At 59.1% G+C, this 16,027-nt stretch carries 12 protein-coding genes; 7 read left to right on the forward strand and 5 right to left on the reverse strand.

The features are described from left to right. The first annotated feature begins 105 nt into the window (after window positions 1-105). Window positions 106-744, forward strand: coding sequence for an FMN-binding negative transcriptional regulator (locus BW958_RS03700; protein ID WP_076574382.1), 639 nt, complete (start codon window positions 106-108; stop codon window positions 742-744). A gap of 5 nt (window positions 745-749) precedes the next feature. On the opposite strand, the gene BW958_RS03705 is transcribed toward BW958_RS03700, so the two are convergent. The 3 genes from BW958_RS03705 to BW958_RS03715 all read right to left on the reverse strand — a co-directional run bounded on the left by BW958_RS03705 (window position 750) and on the right by BW958_RS03715 (window position 4,030). Then, the gene (locus BW958_RS03705; protein WP_076574383.1) at window positions 750-1,040 is read right to left on the reverse strand and encodes a putative quinol monooxygenase; all 291 of its coding nucleotides are present in this window, start codon (window positions 1,038-1,040) and stop codon (window positions 750-752) included. 212 nt (window positions 1,041-1,252) lie between these two features. Then, window positions 1,253-2,053 carry a 2,5-didehydrogluconate reductase DkgB gene (dkgB, locus tag BW958_RS03710; protein ID WP_076574384.1) on the reverse strand — a complete coding sequence of 267 codons (801 nt, stop codon included), beginning with the start codon at window positions 2,051-2,053 and terminating at the stop codon, window positions 1,253-1,255. Window positions 2,054-2,098: 45 nt separating this feature from the next. Beyond that, the gene (locus tag BW958_RS03715; protein ID WP_179078811.1) at window positions 2,099-4,030 is read right to left on the reverse strand and encodes a methyl-accepting chemotaxis protein; all 1,932 of its coding nucleotides are present in this window, start codon (window positions 4,028-4,030) and stop codon (window positions 2,099-2,101) included. Window positions 4,031-4,441: 411 nt separating this feature from the next. Here BW958_RS03715 and BW958_RS03720 point away from each other — a divergent pair, with 411 nt between their 5' ends. The 4 genes from BW958_RS03720 (at window position 4,442) to BW958_RS03735 (ending at window position 9,900) form a co-directional block, all read left to right on the forward strand. Further along, the gene (locus tag BW958_RS03720; protein WP_179078812.1) at window positions 4,442-5,764 is read left to right on the forward strand and encodes a GGDEF domain-containing protein; all 1,323 of its coding nucleotides are present in this window, start codon (window positions 4,442-4,444) and stop codon (window positions 5,762-5,764) included. A 70-nt stretch (window positions 5,765-5,834) separates the two neighbouring features. Then, a complete protein-coding gene (locus BW958_RS03725) occupies window positions 5,835-7,184 on the forward strand; it encodes a GGDEF domain-containing protein (RefSeq protein WP_076574387.1) in 1,350 nt (449 codons plus the stop codon). Between the two features lie 38 nt (window positions 7,185-7,222). Then, window positions 7,223-8,119: a LysR substrate-binding domain-containing protein gene (locus tag BW958_RS03730; protein ID WP_076574388.1), complete on the forward strand. Its 897-nt coding sequence runs from the start codon at window positions 7,223-7,225 to the stop codon at window positions 8,117-8,119. A 467-nt stretch (window positions 8,120-8,586) separates the two neighbouring features. Continuing rightward, window positions 8,587-9,900 carry a sodium-dependent transporter gene (locus BW958_RS03735; RefSeq protein ID WP_076574389.1) on the forward strand — a complete coding sequence of 438 codons (1,314 nt, stop codon included), beginning with the start codon at window positions 8,587-8,589 and terminating at the stop codon, window positions 9,898-9,900. 53 nt (window positions 9,901-9,953) lie between these two features. Here the strand turns inward: BW958_RS03735 and BW958_RS03740 are convergent, their stop codons facing one another. After that, window positions 9,954-10,937: a zinc-binding dehydrogenase gene (locus tag BW958_RS03740; protein ID WP_076574390.1), complete on the reverse strand. Its 984-nt coding sequence runs from the start codon at window positions 10,935-10,937 to the stop codon at window positions 9,954-9,956. Between the two features lie 95 nt (window positions 10,938-11,032). After that, a complete protein-coding gene (locus BW958_RS03745; protein ID WP_076574391.1) occupies window positions 11,033-12,139 on the reverse strand; it encodes an alkene reductase in 1,107 nt (368 codons plus the stop codon). A gap of 355 nt (window positions 12,140-12,494) precedes the next feature. Here BW958_RS03745 and BW958_RS03750 point away from each other — a divergent pair, with 355 nt between their 5' ends. Both BW958_RS03750 and BW958_RS03755 read left to right on the forward strand, forming a co-directional pair. After that, window positions 12,495-15,542, forward strand: a complete 3,048-nt coding sequence (locus BW958_RS03750) for a D-2-hydroxyglutarate dehydrogenase YdiJ (RefSeq protein ID WP_076574392.1) — start codon at window positions 12,495-12,497, stop codon at window positions 15,540-15,542. Beyond that, the gene (locus BW958_RS03755) at window positions 15,542-16,027 is read left to right on the forward strand and encodes a hypothetical protein (protein WP_076574671.1); all 486 of its coding nucleotides are present in this window, start codon (window positions 15,542-15,544) and stop codon (window positions 16,025-16,027) included. The genes BW958_RS03750 and BW958_RS03755 overlap by 1 nt, the downstream gene beginning before the upstream one ends.

Here is a 16,027-nt window from a genome sequence, read left to right on the forward strand (position 1 = left end):
TGAGAAATAGTGGTCTGAATAACTTTGCTAAATGTGGCTCTATTTATCAGGCCATTTTGTCACAACAATGGTGCTCAACAAGCCATGAGTGGAAGGACAATTGTTATGCAGACACCGTTATTAGAGCAGGTTGAACCGCGACTGCGCGAGCAGGCGCGTGAGCTGATCTGTGCTCATCCGCTGGCCACGCTCATCACCACCAGTGAGATCGGTATCGCGGCAGATTGTGTCCCGTTTGTGTTGGTTGAAGAGCAAGGGGGCTGGTGGCTACGTGCGCATTTGGCTCGCAATCATCCTCGCCTGCGCTGCATGACAGACAAACCTGTGCTGGTGGTCTTTCAGGGAGCGAACGGGTATGTCACGCCGACCTGGTATCCCGGCAAGCATGAACACGGCCGGGTGGTGCCGACCTGGCTTTACAGCATGGTGCAACTGGGTGGGCAGGCACGATTGGTCGATGACCCTGCGTGGCTGGCGGCGCAGCTGATGGCCCTGACGGAGCTGCAAGAGAGAGAGTTGCCACAGCCATGGCGGGTGGAGGATGCGCCGGCTGATTATCTGGCCGCGCTTAAGCGCGGCATTATCGGGCTGGAGATCGCGGTGACGAGTCTGGAAGGGCGCTGGAAACTCGGTCAGCAGCGCTCGGTTGCTGACCGGTTAGGGGTGCTGCAAGGATTCACCAGAGAGGGAGATAACCCGCTCTTGGTCGCGCAGCTGACGGCACTCGAACAGGCTCGTCAGTAAGGAGATTAAACCGGCTGGTAACGGCGGATATCGACCTCTTGCAACCACGCTTTGGCGGTAGCCAGGAACGCGCCCATGTGGGCGGTTTGATTGTGCGCCTCGAGCGCAGCCTGGCTTTGCCAGATCTCGTACATCACCCAGGCGGCCGGGTTTTCCAGATCTTGATTGAGCTCATAGCGAAGGCAACCCGGCTCTTTGCGCGTCGCCGCAATCAGGGTATCGAGGGCGGCACGCAGCGCGTCAGTGTGTTGGGGATGCGCCACCAGACGGGCGATGACGATGATGGAAGAGGACATGACAACTCCTTGAATACGCAGTGAGATATGACTGGGTAGTTGAAACGGCCAGTATGCGCGTTTGGATGCAGATGGCACAGGGGGCAGGGTGCAATTATCTGCTGCCGGGTGGGCAGCAAGGGTCAGCAAGCTCTGGAGAGCCATGCGCCGGCACATCGAAAGAGTCATGTGCCAGCGCATCAAGCTATCACAGTGATATTAACCTCGGTGTCTTAGTCCCATTTCGGCGAAAAGTCGGGATTGGCGCAGCGCACGCCGCGATCAAGGCCGGCAATCACTTGCATCTCCTCATCGCTCAGGATTAATCCTTGCGCCTGCAAATTGGCCTTCTGGTGCGCCGGGTTGGTCGAGCTTGGGATCACTGCCATCTCTTGTTGCAGCAGCCAGGCCAGCGCAATCTGGGCCGGCGTCACCGCATGACGGGCCGCGATCTCCTGCAAACTGGGTTCAGCGAGCACCTTGCCATAGGCGAGCGGCATATAGGCGGTAACGGCAATGTCGTGCACAGCGCAGGCGGTGCGCAGGCGGCGATTTTGCAGCAAGGGGTGCACTTCAATCTGCTGGTGAGCGATGGCCCCTTCACCGAGGATGTCGATGGCCTCTTCGAGCTGGGCAATGGTGAAGTTGGAGACACCGATCTCCCGCGTCAGCCCACGCTCGCGGGCTTCAGCCAATTGCTCAAGATACGTGGCCATCGGCACGTCATCAGCGGGGGAGGGCCAGTGGATCAAGGTCAGGTCAACCTGATCGGTCTGCAGTCGCTCGAGGCTCTTTTCCAGGCTGGGTATCAGGCTCCCCTGCGCGTACTCGTTAAACCATACCTTGGTGGTGAGATAGATCTGGTTGCGGGGAACCGATGCGCTGGCCAGTCCGGCACCAATATCGGCTTCATTGCCGTAAATCTGGGCGGTATCAATGTGGCGATAACCGAGTGACAGCGCGCTGTCGAGGGCACTGCGCAATACATCGCCCTTGAGTCGGTAGGTACCAAACCCCAGTGATGGCATCTTCATGTAATACTCCTGATCCGGGGAAAGGGGCCGCAGGCGGCCCCCAGACTACAGACGGAAGCGGCGCACTGTCGCGTTGAGATTGACCACAACGTTGTGCATCTGCTCTGCCTCCTTTGCAGCGTCACGTGAGGCAGCTTCATTTTGAACGATCATGCGGGAAACTTCATCGACACTGGCCGCAATTTCGTTACTGGCCAGACTCTGCTCGGCCAGAGCCCGGGTGATGAACTCGGTCACCCGCTCCACTTCGCTGGTGGCATTGGCGATACGCTGCATCGCCTCGCTGGCATGGCGGGCCAGCTCGGTGCTGCCCTGCGCCTCGCTTTGGGCCTGCTCAACCCGCAATACGGTGGCACCTGCGCTGTCACGCACGGCGCCAAGGGTGCGGGCAATCTCCTTGGTTGACTCGCCGGTGCGCATGGCAAGGGTACGGACTTCGTCAGCCACCACGGCAAAGCCGCGTCCCTGTTCACCGGCGCGAGCGGCCTCAATGGCGGCGTTGAGTGCCAGCAGGTTGGTCTGCTTGGCGACCTCATCAATCACCGCGACCACGTTGACAATGTTTTCGCTTTGGCTGGAAAGGGTCTCGATCATGTTGGCACTTTGCGCGACTTCGCTGGCAACCAGGCTGATCCGCTCGGCCATCTGCGCGATGATGCGACTGCCTTCACGAGACTCGTGCGCGCTGTGATCGGTGGTTGATTGCGCCTCTTTGGCGTGATCGGCAATCTGGCCAATGCTGGCCGCCATCTGCTCAAGCGCCGCCGCCATGGTGTGGGTGGCATGGGTCTGGCGCTCCGAGCCGCTGGCAATCTGGCGCGAGGTGACGTTAAAGCGCTCGGCGCAAGCCGAGACATCGTCAGCCTCTTGCTGCACATCTTCCACCAGTTGGCGCAGCACGCTTTGCATCCGCTGCATGGCACCGAGCACACTGTCAGTGGGAGCCTGCTTGTCAAGCTGTAGCCCCAGATCGCCATCGGCGATGGCGCGGGCCAGTTTGACTGCATCGGCCGGCTCGCCGCCGAGTGGACGTAGCACCAATCGTTGCAACAAGCTGAGGAGAACAATCAGGACAATCACAGCCAGGGCAATTCCCCCACCGATGATGGTGATCGCCCGCTCATGAGCCACCGCATCGATTTCGGTACGCGGGTAACCGGCAATCACGCGAAAGCCCCACTGGTTAAACGGCTGCTCGGTCCAGTCCCAGGTTGGGTCACGCGCCTGAATCAAGGTGCTGATTTCGTCAGGTGAGCGACCTTGCGAGGCAAAACGCAGCTTACCCTTGTCGTCGAGCACGGCGACAAACCCGGTGTCAGCCAGCTTGATGCGGCTGGCAGCATGGGCCAGCGGTGTCAAATCAACCGGATAACCGACATACCAGATGCCGATGGTCTGGCCGGTGGCATCATGGATCGGCTCATAGCCAGTGAGATAGGGGTTACCGAGAATATCGACCTGACCGTAAAACGGCAGGTTCTGTTTGATGGCAGCAATGGCGCGGCCATTGGGATCAAGCGGTGTGCCGGTGGCGCGCACGCCCTCTTTTTTCACCGTGGTACTCACCCGGATAAAGTCATCGCCGCTGCGGCTAAACAGGGTAGCTGTCCCTTCCATCAGGGCGCTGACGCCATCCACCAGTCCACTCTCGTTGGCTTGTGGTTGCTGGCCAAGCAGCAACTGCGGCACTTGGCGCTCTTTAACCGTGACCATCTCCCCCTGACTTGCCTGACCGAGTGCGCTGCTGCGCTCTTTGAGCAGTCGCATGGAGGCTTTCACCCGCTGGCTTATCTGCCCATCAAGCAGGCCCATCTGATCGAGTAAACCGGTGACGGCATTGTTCGCATCGCTTTTTGCCACATGGTGCAGTTGCTTCTGATCGCTCCAGGCCAGCAGCAGGACGCTACCGATCAGGGTGGGTAGCAACAGGCTGGCGATGGTCAGGGTGATTCGACCACGCAAGGTTTTCAACATCATGCCTCTCCCTTTGATAAACAACGGCGCGGGTGCTTGACCGGCAAGCTTGCGCTGGGGCATACCGTTTGCCCGCACCGATTCCGTTATGGCCGTCACATCCTATAGAATAGCTGGCTTATCGCAACATCCCATTCACTTAATATGCATTAATGTTTTTCATGCAAAACAGGGCTATAACCTTTTATTTCGCATGGTTTAGGTGCTTATTGACCCTCTTTTAGTATTCGCTGGAGTGCATAAATGTCGGAATATTCAACGTAAGGCTGGTTTTCGTTGCCAAATGATGCCTAAAAAGAGAGCGATTGATTTTGTTCTGTTACATCAACGGTGCTGGCAGCCATCGCTATTTGTTAAGCTAGTGGCACTTTTCTCTGTGCGTTCTTCCCTATGCGTTCCTGGTGGAAAGGGTCATTGACCCGCAAAATTGGCAGTCTCTCGCTGGTACTGCTCTCTTTTCTGTTCCTGGTCATTCTCTATTCGGTGTTCACGTTGCAGCGCATCGACGGTGAACTGCGCGAAGTGGCCGAGATTGATGTGCCGCTTGCTGAAACCATGGCGGATATCGAGACGCTGCAACTCAAGCAGCATCTGGTGCTGGAGCAACTTGAGCTTGCTCAGTTAGGCGTTGAGGCGGCGCCCCTTGAGGTATTTCGTGCTCATCGCAGTGCGCTGCTACAAGCACTCAACAAGGCTGAAAAAGTGCTCGATAACGCCTTGCGTCGCCACCAGTTGCGTCTGGATATTGGTCAGCACCGGGACGTCTTGCGAAAAATAGATGCTCTTAAACAAAGCTGTGAAACGTTTGAACAGGCCATTGTCAACGTGCTGGCGCTGCCGGTACGCAAAGAGGCAGACTGGCAAGCGTTAGAGCCCCATGCCAACCGGCTGGACCAGCATATGGAAGCCATGCTGGCTGCGCTGGATAATCTCACGCTGGAGGCGGCGCGCTACACCGAAAAACACGAGCGCGAGTTTATGCTGGTCAATGCCGTTCTGGGCATTTCGGCGCTGGGCATCGGTCTGTATCTCACCCTCTATATTATTGATGTGCTGCGCCGGCGCATTGGTCGCCTGCAGGGGGATCTCGATTCGCTGCAACTCTCGCTGGCCAGTGGCGAGCCAATCACTGTCTCACCCGCTACCGGAGTGCGCTACGTGGACGAACTCGGCACATTGGAGCAGGATCTGCGCGCCATGATTGCCAGTTTGTCCCAGCGTTTTGCCGATCGGCGGGCGGTTGAAAAAAGCCTGCTTGAGTTGGCCACTCAGGATAAATTGACTGGCGCCGGCAACCGCCACAAGTGGGAAGAGCAGCTGCAACTGGAGTTATCATTGGCGGCTCGTGGCGGGCACTTTTCACTCATCATGATCGATGTGGATCACTTCAAGCGCATCAACGATCGCCATGGCCATGATGTGGGCGACCGGGTGCTCAAGCGGATGGCTGCCAGACTGCGCGAGCGTCTTCGCAGCAGCGATCAGTTGTTTCGTCTGGGGGGGGAGGAGTTCGCCATCCTGCTGCGTCAGCTCGAGCTGACCACGGCACTGACGCTGGCTGATGAGTTGCGAGCCCTGCTTGGTAGCGATCCCGATTCGGCCTTGCCACCCTTTAGCGTCAGCATGGGCGTGACCGAATACCGACCTGGCGATGACGCGACGTTGCTGGTCAAGCGAGCCGATGCGGCGCTCTATGCGGCCAAGTCACAAGGGCGCGATTGCGTCCAAAGCGCCTGAGCCCGATCCGCTGCCAGTTGGCAGGGGATCTGATATGCTGCCCGGCATCAATGGATGATTGTCTCTTCTTATGCGTACATGGTGGAACGGGTCGCTGACCCGAAAGATTGGCAGCCTCTCGCTGATCCTGCTCTCCTTTTTGTTTCTGGTGATTATCTATTCGGTCTTTACGCTGCAGCGCATCGACGGTGAACTGCGTGAAGTGGCTGACATCGACGTGCCGCTGAGCGAGGTCATGAGCGACATTGAGATGCTGCAACTCAAGCAGCATGTGGTGCTCGAGCAGTTGGAGCTGGCGGCTGCCGGGGAAGAGGCTGCGCCGCTCTCGGCCTATCAGCAGCATAAACAGCAGTTGCAGGCATTGCTTGGCAAGGCGCGCGCCACCCTGACCGAGGCGCTGCGCCATCACGAAGCCCGCTTTGATCTAGGTCGTCACGAGGCGGCGCTCGGCAGTATTGATGCCCTGCTCACTCAGAGCGATCGCTTCGAGGTGGATATTCGTCAGCTCATCAACCGGCGCAGTGTGCGTGAAGCGGACTGGGCGCAGCTTGAGCCGCTGGCTAATCAGCTCGATAGCGCCATGGGTCAACTGCTCTCCCAGCTCGATGAGCTGACGCTGTCGGTGTCGCGCTATTCGGAAAAGCATGAGCGCCAGTTCATGCTGGTCAACGCCGGTCTGGGGATGGGCGCCCTGTTTATCGGGATCTATCTGACCATCTACATTATCGAGGTGTTTCGCCGCCGCATTGGTCGCATTCAGGGGCAGATTGATACCCTGCAGCAGTCGCTCTCTTCCGGTCAGCCGCTGCCGACGGCGCCGCTCGCCAGTGGACGAAAAATCCCCGATGAGCTGGGCGAGCTTGAGAGCGATCTTAAGATGATGATCGGTCGCCTGACGGCCGAGTTTCACCACCGTCAGGAGGTCGAGAAAAGCCTGCTGGAGCTGGCGACCCGCGACAAACTGACCGGCGCTTACAATCGTCACAAGTGGGAAGAGGAGATCCGCCACGAGCTGGCACTGGCCGCTCGCGGTGGAACGGTGAGTGTATTGCTGCTGGATGTGGATCACTTCAAGCACATCAACGACAACCACGGCCATGACGCCGGCGATCGCGTACTCACCGCGCTGGCGACTAATTTGGTGAGCCGGCTTCGCAGCAGTGATCTGCTGTTTCGCCTAGGAGGGGAGGAGTTTGCCATCTTGCTACGCGAGCAGTCACAACAGGACGCCGCTTTACTTGCAGATGCGCTGCGCCAGATGGTCGAGCAGGCCACCACGGCCGGGTTGCCAGCGTGCACGGTCAGCATAGGTGTAGCCACTTATCAGCCGGGTGATGATGAGCAGAGCCTGCTGCGCCGCGCCGATCTCGCCCTTTACCGCGCCAAAGAGCTGGGGCGAAATCGGGTTCAATGCGGCTGATGGCCGCGTGATTGGCCGATAGACACAGAGGAGAGTGCGTGAAGACTCATTCCGATGAACTGGCGTTATTTGTGGCCGTGGTCGAGGCAGGCAGTTTTCGCCAGGCGGCCGAAAATCTGGGGCTCGACAACTCGGTGTTAAGCCGCGGCGTCAAACGCCTTGAGGCCAAGCTCGGTACCGTGCTGTTGAGCCGGACTACCCGGCGCATCAGCCTGACCGAAGAGGGCGCCTGGTTTTATCAGCGCGCCGAGCAGATCCTGACCCAAATGGCCGAAGCCGAAACCACCTTGCAGATGCGCCGTGAGCAGCCAGAGGGGATCTTGCGGGTCGATGCTGCTACCCCCTTTATCCTGCATCAGCTGGTGCCCATCATCGGCCGATTTCGCGAGCGCTATCCTGCCATTGAGCTGCAGCTGCACAGCTCGGAGGGGTTTATCAACCTGATGGAGCGACGGGTGGATGTGGCGATCCGCATCGGTGAGCTGGGCGATTCGTCCCTGCGCGCCATGCCGCTTGGACGCTCGCATCTGCGCATTCTGGCATCCCCGGATTATCTGGCGCGCCGCGGTACGCCGCGCCTGCCTGACGAACTGTCTGGTCACGTGCTGCTCGGTTTTATCACGCCAGAGCATCTTAATCACTGGCCACTGTTGAGTGGTGAGGGGGATCGCCTCGCTATCACCCCGACAATTCGTGCCAGCAGTGGCGAGACCTTGCGTCAGCTGGCGCTGCGCGGAGAAGGGCTGGTCTGCCTGTCAGACTTTATGACCGGCACCGATCGTGAGTGCGGGGCGTTGGTCGAAGTGCTGGCCCGCACCAACAGCGGCGCATCGCGACCGGTCAATGCGGTGTTTTATTCCGATACCCAGCGCGATCCGCGTTTGCGTGCCTGGCTCGATTTTCTCAAAGAGAATCTGCAACTCTCGGGGCTATAGACCCCCTGCCTGCCAAGGCCGGTGTCGATGCCGGCAGCACTGATTGCCCTAAACGTTCCCTGTATGGCCTGCGTTCCAGCCAACGTCGGTGGATGCGGGCCATCTCTCTTTTCATCCTTTTTACTTTATGCCTCAGTCATGAGGTCGCTAGGGTTTTCAGCCAACTATGCCACCTGTTATTGGCAAAGCCATCTGTCTTTGATAGTGTTTTATATAATTCAACCTATCAAGATAAAAAATATTAGAAATTTATGTCAAAGAATCTTTCCGTGGTTTAGGCTATGCGCTCATTTTTTTCGGCGCTCTCCCCGATCACACAGGATGTGTTCTCTGGGTGACCCTCCGCTCTTGTCCGGGCGTGGTGACCTGAACCGCTTGCTGTGTGTCGCTGTGGACAGCGCACAGGCCGCTTTTGCGGCCTTTTTTGTTATTGGAGTAAATGACATGACCCGTTTCCCGGAGGTTGTATGAGTCAGGTGCAGTGGTCTTCCCGTCTAGGGCATGTGCTGGCTGCCGCGGGCTCTGCCATCGGCCTTGGCGCTATCTGGAAATTCCCCTATGTGACGGCCACCAACGGTGGCGGTGCGTTTTTAATGGTGTTTTTGCTGTTCAGTTTCACCCTAGGGGTGGCGGTGCAGGTGGGGGAGACCCTGCTCGGCAGTCACAGTCAGCGTGGTGTGCTGGGGGCATTCCATCGTCTGGTGGGGCCGCGGTGGCGCTGGATGGGCTATATGGGCATTTTGTGCGGTTTCTTTATCTACTGCTTTTACAGCGTAGTGGGTGGCTGGACCGTCGGCTACGCTGCACTGGCCGTGGGCGGGCAGCTCAAAAGTGGCGATGCCGCCGCCCTGACTGCGCTGTTTAACGGCTATGTCAGCGATCCGCTGTGGCCCATTGTGACCCATCTGGTGTTTGCCGGCCTGACCTGGTGGTTTGTGCAGGGCGGTCTGGAAAAAGGGGTCGAGCGGGCACTGCGCTGGATGATGCCGGCTCTGTTTGTGATGATGCTGATTCTGGTTATCACCGGCCTCTCGATGCCGGGCTCAATGGCCGGTGTGCGCCAATTCTTGTTGCCCGACTTTAGTCATCTCACCAGTAAGGGCGTGCTTGATGCGCTCGGGCTGGCGTTTTTCTCCCTCTCTATTGGTTTGGGGATTCACACCACCTATGGTGCTTACCTGCCCAATAACGAGGGGGTGCTGCGCTCCGGTGTCTGGGTGGTCGTGCTGGCCAGTTTCATCTCGGTGTTGGCCGGGCTGATGATCTTCCCGGTGCTCGCCTCAACCGGTATCGATCCGACTGCGGGGCCGGGGCTGACCTTTATGACCATGCCGGCGGTGTTTCAGCATCTGCCATTCGGGCAGGGACTGGCGGTGATCTTCTTCCTGTTGCTGCTGGTGGCCGCATTGTCATCGTCCATCTCCATTTTGGAGCATCTGGTGCGCTTTACCTGTGAAGAGTGGGGTTGGAGCCGGCGCAGTGCCTGCGTTGTCGTGACCTTGCTTATTATGGCGTGCGGCGTACCGGTCAGTCTCTCGTTTGGCCCCTGGTCCGGTTATACCCTGTTTGGCAAGACCATTTTTGAGCTGCTCGACTACCTTACATCCAACTTGATGATGCCGCTGTTTGGTCTGGTGTTGACCCTGCTGCTCGGCTGGCGTTTGGGTGACAAGTTTGTACCGGCCGATCTGAGCGGCACGATGCGCACGTTGCTGCTGTGGTGCTGGCGACTGGTGGCGCCGCTGCTTATCAGCGGCATTCTGCTGCGTGGTTTGATCTAAGGCGATGCATTAACGAGCCCTGGCAATGGATAGCGCCAGGGCTCAGCGTGTCATCAGAGCGTCAGTAAGAACTTGCGACCCTGACCCTGCTGCTTGGCTTCTGTAAGGGCATCTGGCAAGGCTGCAAAGGGGCGCAGTTCCAGCGGTGCGGTGGGCAGGCTGCCACTGGCCATCTGCTCCAGCATCCGGTTGCCGGCCTCTGTCAGCTGTTGCCACTGCCGATCCGAGCCAAATGCATGCTGGGCACCCAGCGCAATTTCGTGCAGGGAGACGCAGCGGGTAAAGGCCGGTAGCGGGCTCTGCTCAACCCGTCCCAGCACAGCCACCAGGTGGCCGTAGTAACCAAGATGCTCAATCAGGTTGCAGGCTTGTTCGCTGGACACCAGATCGATGGCCGCATAAAACGGCGCATCGCCGTTAGCGCGTCGTAGCTGTGCCAGCCAGTCTGCTTGGTGGTAATCGGCCACCGCTTGCACGCCCAGCGCTTTGAGCCAGCCGTGGTGGCGGGCATCAGCACTGGCAAATACCCGGGCGCCGGCGTTAAGTGCCAGCGCCACCGCGTAGCGTCCCACATTGCTGGCTGCGGCGGTGATCAGCAGCGCTTCCCCTTGCAGCGACGGGATCTTGTGAATCGCTTGCCAGGCGGTCAGCCCCGGACAGGGAAAGGCGGCCGCCGCCGCATCACTGAGCGTTGCTGGTACGCTAAGCAATGCCCGTGCGGCGACCAGAGTATGCCGGGCAAAGCTGCCGTGGCGGCGCAGATCGCCATGATAGGCCACCCGGCTACCCAGTTTGATATGGGTGACACCGGCACCGACTGCGGTGACGATGCCCATGCCATCGACCCCCGGAATGTGGCCGGCCTGCCAGTTTTCCGGTCCCCAACCAATGAGCTTCCAATCCACCGGATTGATGGCGACCACCTTGTTTTCTACCAATACGTCGCCCGGCCCTGGTGCTGGCAGTGTCAGCGTCTCATGAACCAGTGCGTGCGGCTCGCCGGGCGCATACCAGCGCCAGCCTTGGGTCTCTTGCATCGTGTTGTTCCTGTTCTATGTTCGCCGTGCCTGACAGGGCAAAGCCCGCATCAGGATGCGGGCCTTTCTGTTAGCTCGGGTATAAAAATAAACAGTTAAGCTGCGCTACCGTCAGCCTTAGGGTAATCGGTCAGGCCGTGGGCATCGCCGCCAAACAGGGTCGCCGGATCATGGGCTGTCCAGGGCAGGGAGAGCTTGATCCGCTCGGGCAGGTCCGGATTGGCAATAAAGGGTCGGCCAAAGCCAATCATGTCGGCCCACCCTTCGCGCAGCGCACTACGGGCACGCTCGGCATCGTATTTCCCGGCATAAATCAGGGTGCCGGAGTACGCGGCGCGCAGCGCTTCTTTAAATTCACGGCGCATCACCGGCGCATCATCCCAATCGGCTTCGGCAATGTGCACATAGACCACGCCCAATTGGCCGAGCAGGGCAGCTGCAGCGGTATAAGTCTCTTCCGGATTGGCATCGACGGTACCGTTTAAGGTGGTGAGCGGCGCAAGACGCACGCCGACTCTGTCCATGCCAATCTCGGCGCCCACGGCGGTCACGACCTCTTTGAGAAAACGCAGGCGGTTTTCCAGCGAGCCACCGTACTGGTCGGTGCGGGCGTTGGACTCAGAGTCGAGAAACTGGTTGATAAGATAACCGTTGGCGCCGTGTAGCTCGATGCCATCAAAGCCGGCTTCCAGGGCGTTGCGCGCGGCTTGGCGATATTCGTTGACCACAGCGGCAATCTCATCGACCGACAGGGCGCGCGGCGTGACCGTTTCGACAAAGCCGGGGGCGCCGTTGCTATCGACAAACACCCGTACGCCCTCGGCGCGCAATGCCGATGCGCTGATTGGATGGGCGCCGCCGATGTTATCCGGGTGGGTGACGCGGCCCACGTGCCACAGCTGGGCGACAATGGCGCCACCGTTGGCGTGCACCGCATCGGTCACTTTGCGCCAACCGGCAATCTGCTCGGCGCTATAGATGCCGGGCGTCCAGGCATAGCCCTTACCGAGCGGGGAAATTTGGGTGCCTTCACTGACAATCAGGCCGGCGCTGGCACGCTGGGCGTAATAGGTCGCCATCAGGTCGGTGGCCACATCGCCCGGCTGGGCGGCGCGCGAGCGGGTCATGGGCGGCATGACAATGCGGTTTTTCAGGGTCAGTTGACCCAGGCGCAGGGGGGCAAACAGGGGATCTTGGCTCATGGGGGGACTCCAATGACAATAAATTTGGGATGGTGCAGAGCCTAACGCTAACACTGTTGTGAAAAAAGAGGGGGTTTATCAGTTCACTGCTGCACAGTAAGCAACAATCGTCATCCTGCGATGCAGGGAAATCGTTTTACTCTTTGTGTGAAAGAGGAGTAAAGGCGGTAAATCTGATGGGGTTTGCCCCTTGATCCTGCACGCCCTTGGACTGATATACTGCCCGCCACGTAATAGCAATGTGTGAGCGAATGTCGGGTAGACGTGGATGCCTGCCGACATTGAGGTCGCCGGGGCGCCGGTTTTATAGCGTGCAAAGGCGCATGCAAAGCAACAACAAAGGGAACAAGGATTCATGATCCCGAGACTCGATTATCAGGGCAGTGTCTCGCCCCTGACGCTGGCTTTTCTAGATGAGCTCAAAGCCGGGGGATTTCATGGTGAGTTAGACAAGAGCTATGCCGGTCGGCTTGCCATGGCCACCGACAACAGCGTCTATCAACTGACACCGCAAGCGGTCATCTATCCCAAGGATGTCGATGATCTGAGCCGTATGCTGATGCTGGCCCAACAGCCGCGCTATCGGGAGCTGACCTTCTCCCCGCGTGGCGGTGGCACCGGCACCAACGGTCAGTCCCTGACTCCCGGTGTGATTGTCGATCTCTCCCGCCATTTCAATCAGGTGCTCGAGATCAACCTTGAAGAGCGCTGGGTACGGGTGCAGGCCGGGGTTATCAAGGATCAGCTCAACGCCGCGCTCAAACCCCACGGTTTCTTCTTCTCTCCGGATCTCTCCACCTCCAACCGGGCCACCCTCGGTGGCATGGTCAATACCGATGCGTCGGGTCAGGGCTCGCTGGTCTATGGCAAGACGTCTGATCATGTGCTCGGTCTCAAGGCTGTGCTGGAAAACGGTGAGATCATCACGACCGAGCCGCTCAAGGGTGAGCGACTGGCCGATAAATTTGCGCTGCAAAGCCGCGAGGGAGAGATCTATCGCACCCTCTATCGCATCGGTCGTGAGCGCCGCGCCGATATCGAGGCAACCTTTCCCAAGCTCAATCGCTTTCTGACCGGTTACGATCTCAAGCACCTTTATGATCCGGCCGAAGATGCTCTCGACATCAGCCGCGTGCTGTGTGGCTCGGAAGGCTCGCTGGGCTTTGTTGTCGAGGCGCGCCTCGATATCACGCCGATCCCGACCTATCGCACCCTGGTCAATATTAAATACGACAGCTTCCCGTCGGCCCTTCGTAACGCCCCCTTTATGGTGCAGGCTAATGCCCTGTCGGTGGAGACGGTTGATTCACGGGTACTCAATCTGGCCAAGGCTGACATCATCTGGCACTCGGTGAAAAATCTGATTGAAGAGGTGCCGGGCAAGCAGATGGACGGGCTCAACATTGTCGAGTTCGCCGATCTGGTCGAAGGTGATCACCAGGTCAAGGTGACCGAGCTGTGCCGTCGCCTCGATGAGCTGATGGCGCGTGGCGAGGCGGGCATCATTGGCTATCAGGTGTGCGACCACCTGCCGAGCATCAATGCCATCTACAACATGCGCAAAAAATCGGTGGGTCTGCTGGGCAACGCCGAAGGGCGCAAAAAGCCGGTGGCGTTTACCGAAGATACAGCGGTTCCTCCTGAATCGCTGGCCGATTTCATCATGGAGTTCCGTGCGTTGCTCGATAGCCACGGGCTCGATTACGGCATGTTTGGTCACGTCGATGCCGGCGTGCTGCACGTGCGCCCGGCGCTCGATATGTGCGACCCGGCTCAAGAAGTGACCCTGCGCCGTATCTCCGATCAGGTGGTGGCGTTGACGGCCAAGTACGGTGGTCTGATGTGGGGTGAGCACGGCAAGGGGTTTCGCTCCGAATACGGTCCGGCTTTCTTTGGCGAGTTGTGGCAAGAGCTGCAGCGGGTCAAGGGGGTGTTTGACCCGGACAACCGCCTCAACCCCGGTAAGATCTGCACGCCCTATGGCAGCTCGGCACAACTGGTGTCGGTCGATGGCCCCAAGCGCGGTAAATATGATCGCCAAATTCCGATTGCCGTGCGCAGCAGCTATACCCGCGCTCTGGATTGTAACGGCAATGGCCTGTGCTTTACCTTCGAGACCGATTCGCCAATGTGCCCGTCGTGGAAGGTGATGGCCGACAGGCGTCACTCGCCCAAGGGGCGGGCAGGGCTGATGCGTGAATGGCTGCGTCAGCTGGCGCTACAGGGCTTTGATCCGCTTGCCGAAGAGGTGGATATCCAAAGCGGTGGCCTGCGGCTTAAGTCCATCATCGACAAGGTGCGCAACACTTGGGCGAAACAGCGTGGCCAGTACGATTTTTCCCATGAGGTGATGGAGGCCATGGAAGGGTGCCTGGCCTGTAAGGCTTGCACCAGCCAGTGCCCGATCAAGGTCGATGTGCCGACGTTCCGCTCCCGCTTTATGCAGCTCTATCACAGCCGCTATCTGCGCGGGCCCAAGGACTATTTTGTCGGCACCGTTGAGAGTTATGCGCCGCTGATGGCCAAGGTGCCCAAGCTGGTCAACTTCTTCTTGGAAAAGGAGTGGGTACAGCAGGCGACCGAGAAGAGCATCGGCATGGTGGATGTGCCGCTTCTGTCGGTGCCGACCCTGGCCGAAGAGCTCAAAGAGAGCCGTGCCCGTTACTTTGATCTTGAGGGGCTCGAGGCCATGACCCCCGCTCAGCGCGAGCGGGTGGTGCTGATTGTGCAAGATCCGTTTACCAGCTACTACGATGCGCCGGTGGTGCGCGATCTGGTGCGATTGTGCGAGCGGCTTGGTTATCAGCCCTATCTGCTGCCGTTTAAGCCCAACGGCAAGCCGCAGCATATCAAGGGATTTTTGCGCGCGTTTGCCCGTACTGCGGCCAACAGCGCCCAGTTCCTTGGCAAGGTGGCACGCCTTGGCGTGCCGCTGATTGGCGCCGATCCAGCCATGGTGCTGTGCTATCGCGACGAATACGTTAAGGCGCTGGGCGAGGCCCGTGGTGAGTTCAACGTCATGCTGGTGCAAGAGTGGCTGATGGGTCTGCCGCAGGCAGATGCTCGTCCGCTGGATGGGGAGCCCTGGTATCTGTTTGGCCACTGCACCGAGAAAACCGCCGTGCCCTCGTCCCATGCAGACTGGAAGCGGGTGTTCGAGCGCTTTGGTGCGCGCCTGGAAGCGGTATCGGTCGGTTGCTGCGGTATGGCGGGCACTTATGGTCACGATGCTCGCATGGTCGAGCATTCGAAGAATATCTATGCCTTAAGTTGGGCCGAGCCGCTGTCGCGTCTGCCCCACGAACGCTGTCTGGTGACCGGTTATTCCTGCCGCAGTCAGGTCAAGCGTATCGAGGGTGAGAAGCTCAAGCACCCCTTGCAGGCGCTGCTGGAGCTGGTGTGATCCTAAAGCCCAGCAAGCGCTTCGTGGTGCCGCTTGATGAGCGGCACGAGAACTGGTTACTCAAGGCCTGCGAGGAGTCGCAGGCCACTCTTGAGTTTCTGGTGCTGATGCGCGAGCGCGACCGGTTGCATCAGTTGTTTCGCCCCGATGACGGCTGGCCTTCCGAGCATTTTTCCCTTGAGCAGCATCAGCAGGATGTGCAGTGGCAGGTCTCCGAGCGTCTGTCGCGCCGCTCGTTTGCCTATAGCCTTTGGCTGCCAGACGAGAGCGAGCTGATAGGCGCGGTGCACCTCTATCCATCGGTGTTGCCGGAGGTGGAGGTGGAAGTCTTTTTCTGGCTGGTGGCGCAATGCCCGTTTGGCGAGGCGGAGTTTGAACGCTGGCTGCGGCGCTGGCTGGCGGCGCGCTGGCGCTGGAAAAAACCGGTCTTTCCCGGCCGTGACATGCCTTGGGCCGATTGGCCCGGGGTGACTTATCCCTGGTAG

The organism is Aeromonas sp. RU39B, assembly GCF_900156095.1.
GTDB lineage: Bacteria > Pseudomonadota > Gammaproteobacteria > Enterobacterales > Aeromonadaceae > Aeromonas.

Bases quoted from the DNA above. Each gene is read 5' to 3' on its own strand.
- BW958_RS03700 (WP_076574382.1), top strand. From the start codon at position 106: ATGCAGACACCGTTATTAGAGCAGGTTGAACCGCGACTGCGCGAGCAG.
- BW958_RS03705 (WP_076574383.1), bottom strand. From the start codon at position 1,040: ATGTCCTCTTCCATCATCGTCATCGCCCGTCTGGTGGCGCATCCCCAA.
- dkgB (WP_076574384.1), bottom strand. From the start codon at position 2,053: ATGAAGATGCCATCACTGGGGTTTGGTACCTACCGACTCAAGGGCGAT.
- BW958_RS03715 (WP_179078811.1), bottom strand. From the start codon at position 4,030: ATGATGTTGAAAACCTTGCGTGGTCGAATCACCCTGACCATCGCCAGC.
- BW958_RS03725 (WP_076574387.1), top strand. From the start codon at position 5,835: ATGCGTACATGGTGGAACGGGTCGCTGACCCGAAAGATTGGCAGCCTC.
- BW958_RS03735 (WP_076574389.1), top strand. From the start codon at position 8,587: ATGAGTCAGGTGCAGTGGTCTTCCCGTCTAGGGCATGTGCTGGCTGCC.
- BW958_RS03740 (WP_076574390.1), bottom strand. From the start codon at position 10,937: ATGCAAGAGACCCAAGGCTGGCGCTGGTATGCGCCCGGCGAGCCGCAC.
- BW958_RS03745 (WP_076574391.1), bottom strand. From the start codon at position 12,139: ATGAGCCAAGATCCCCTGTTTGCCCCCCTGCGCCTGGGTCAACTGACC.
- BW958_RS03750 (WP_076574392.1), top strand. From the start codon at position 12,495: ATGATCCCGAGACTCGATTATCAGGGCAGTGTCTCGCCCCTGACGCTG.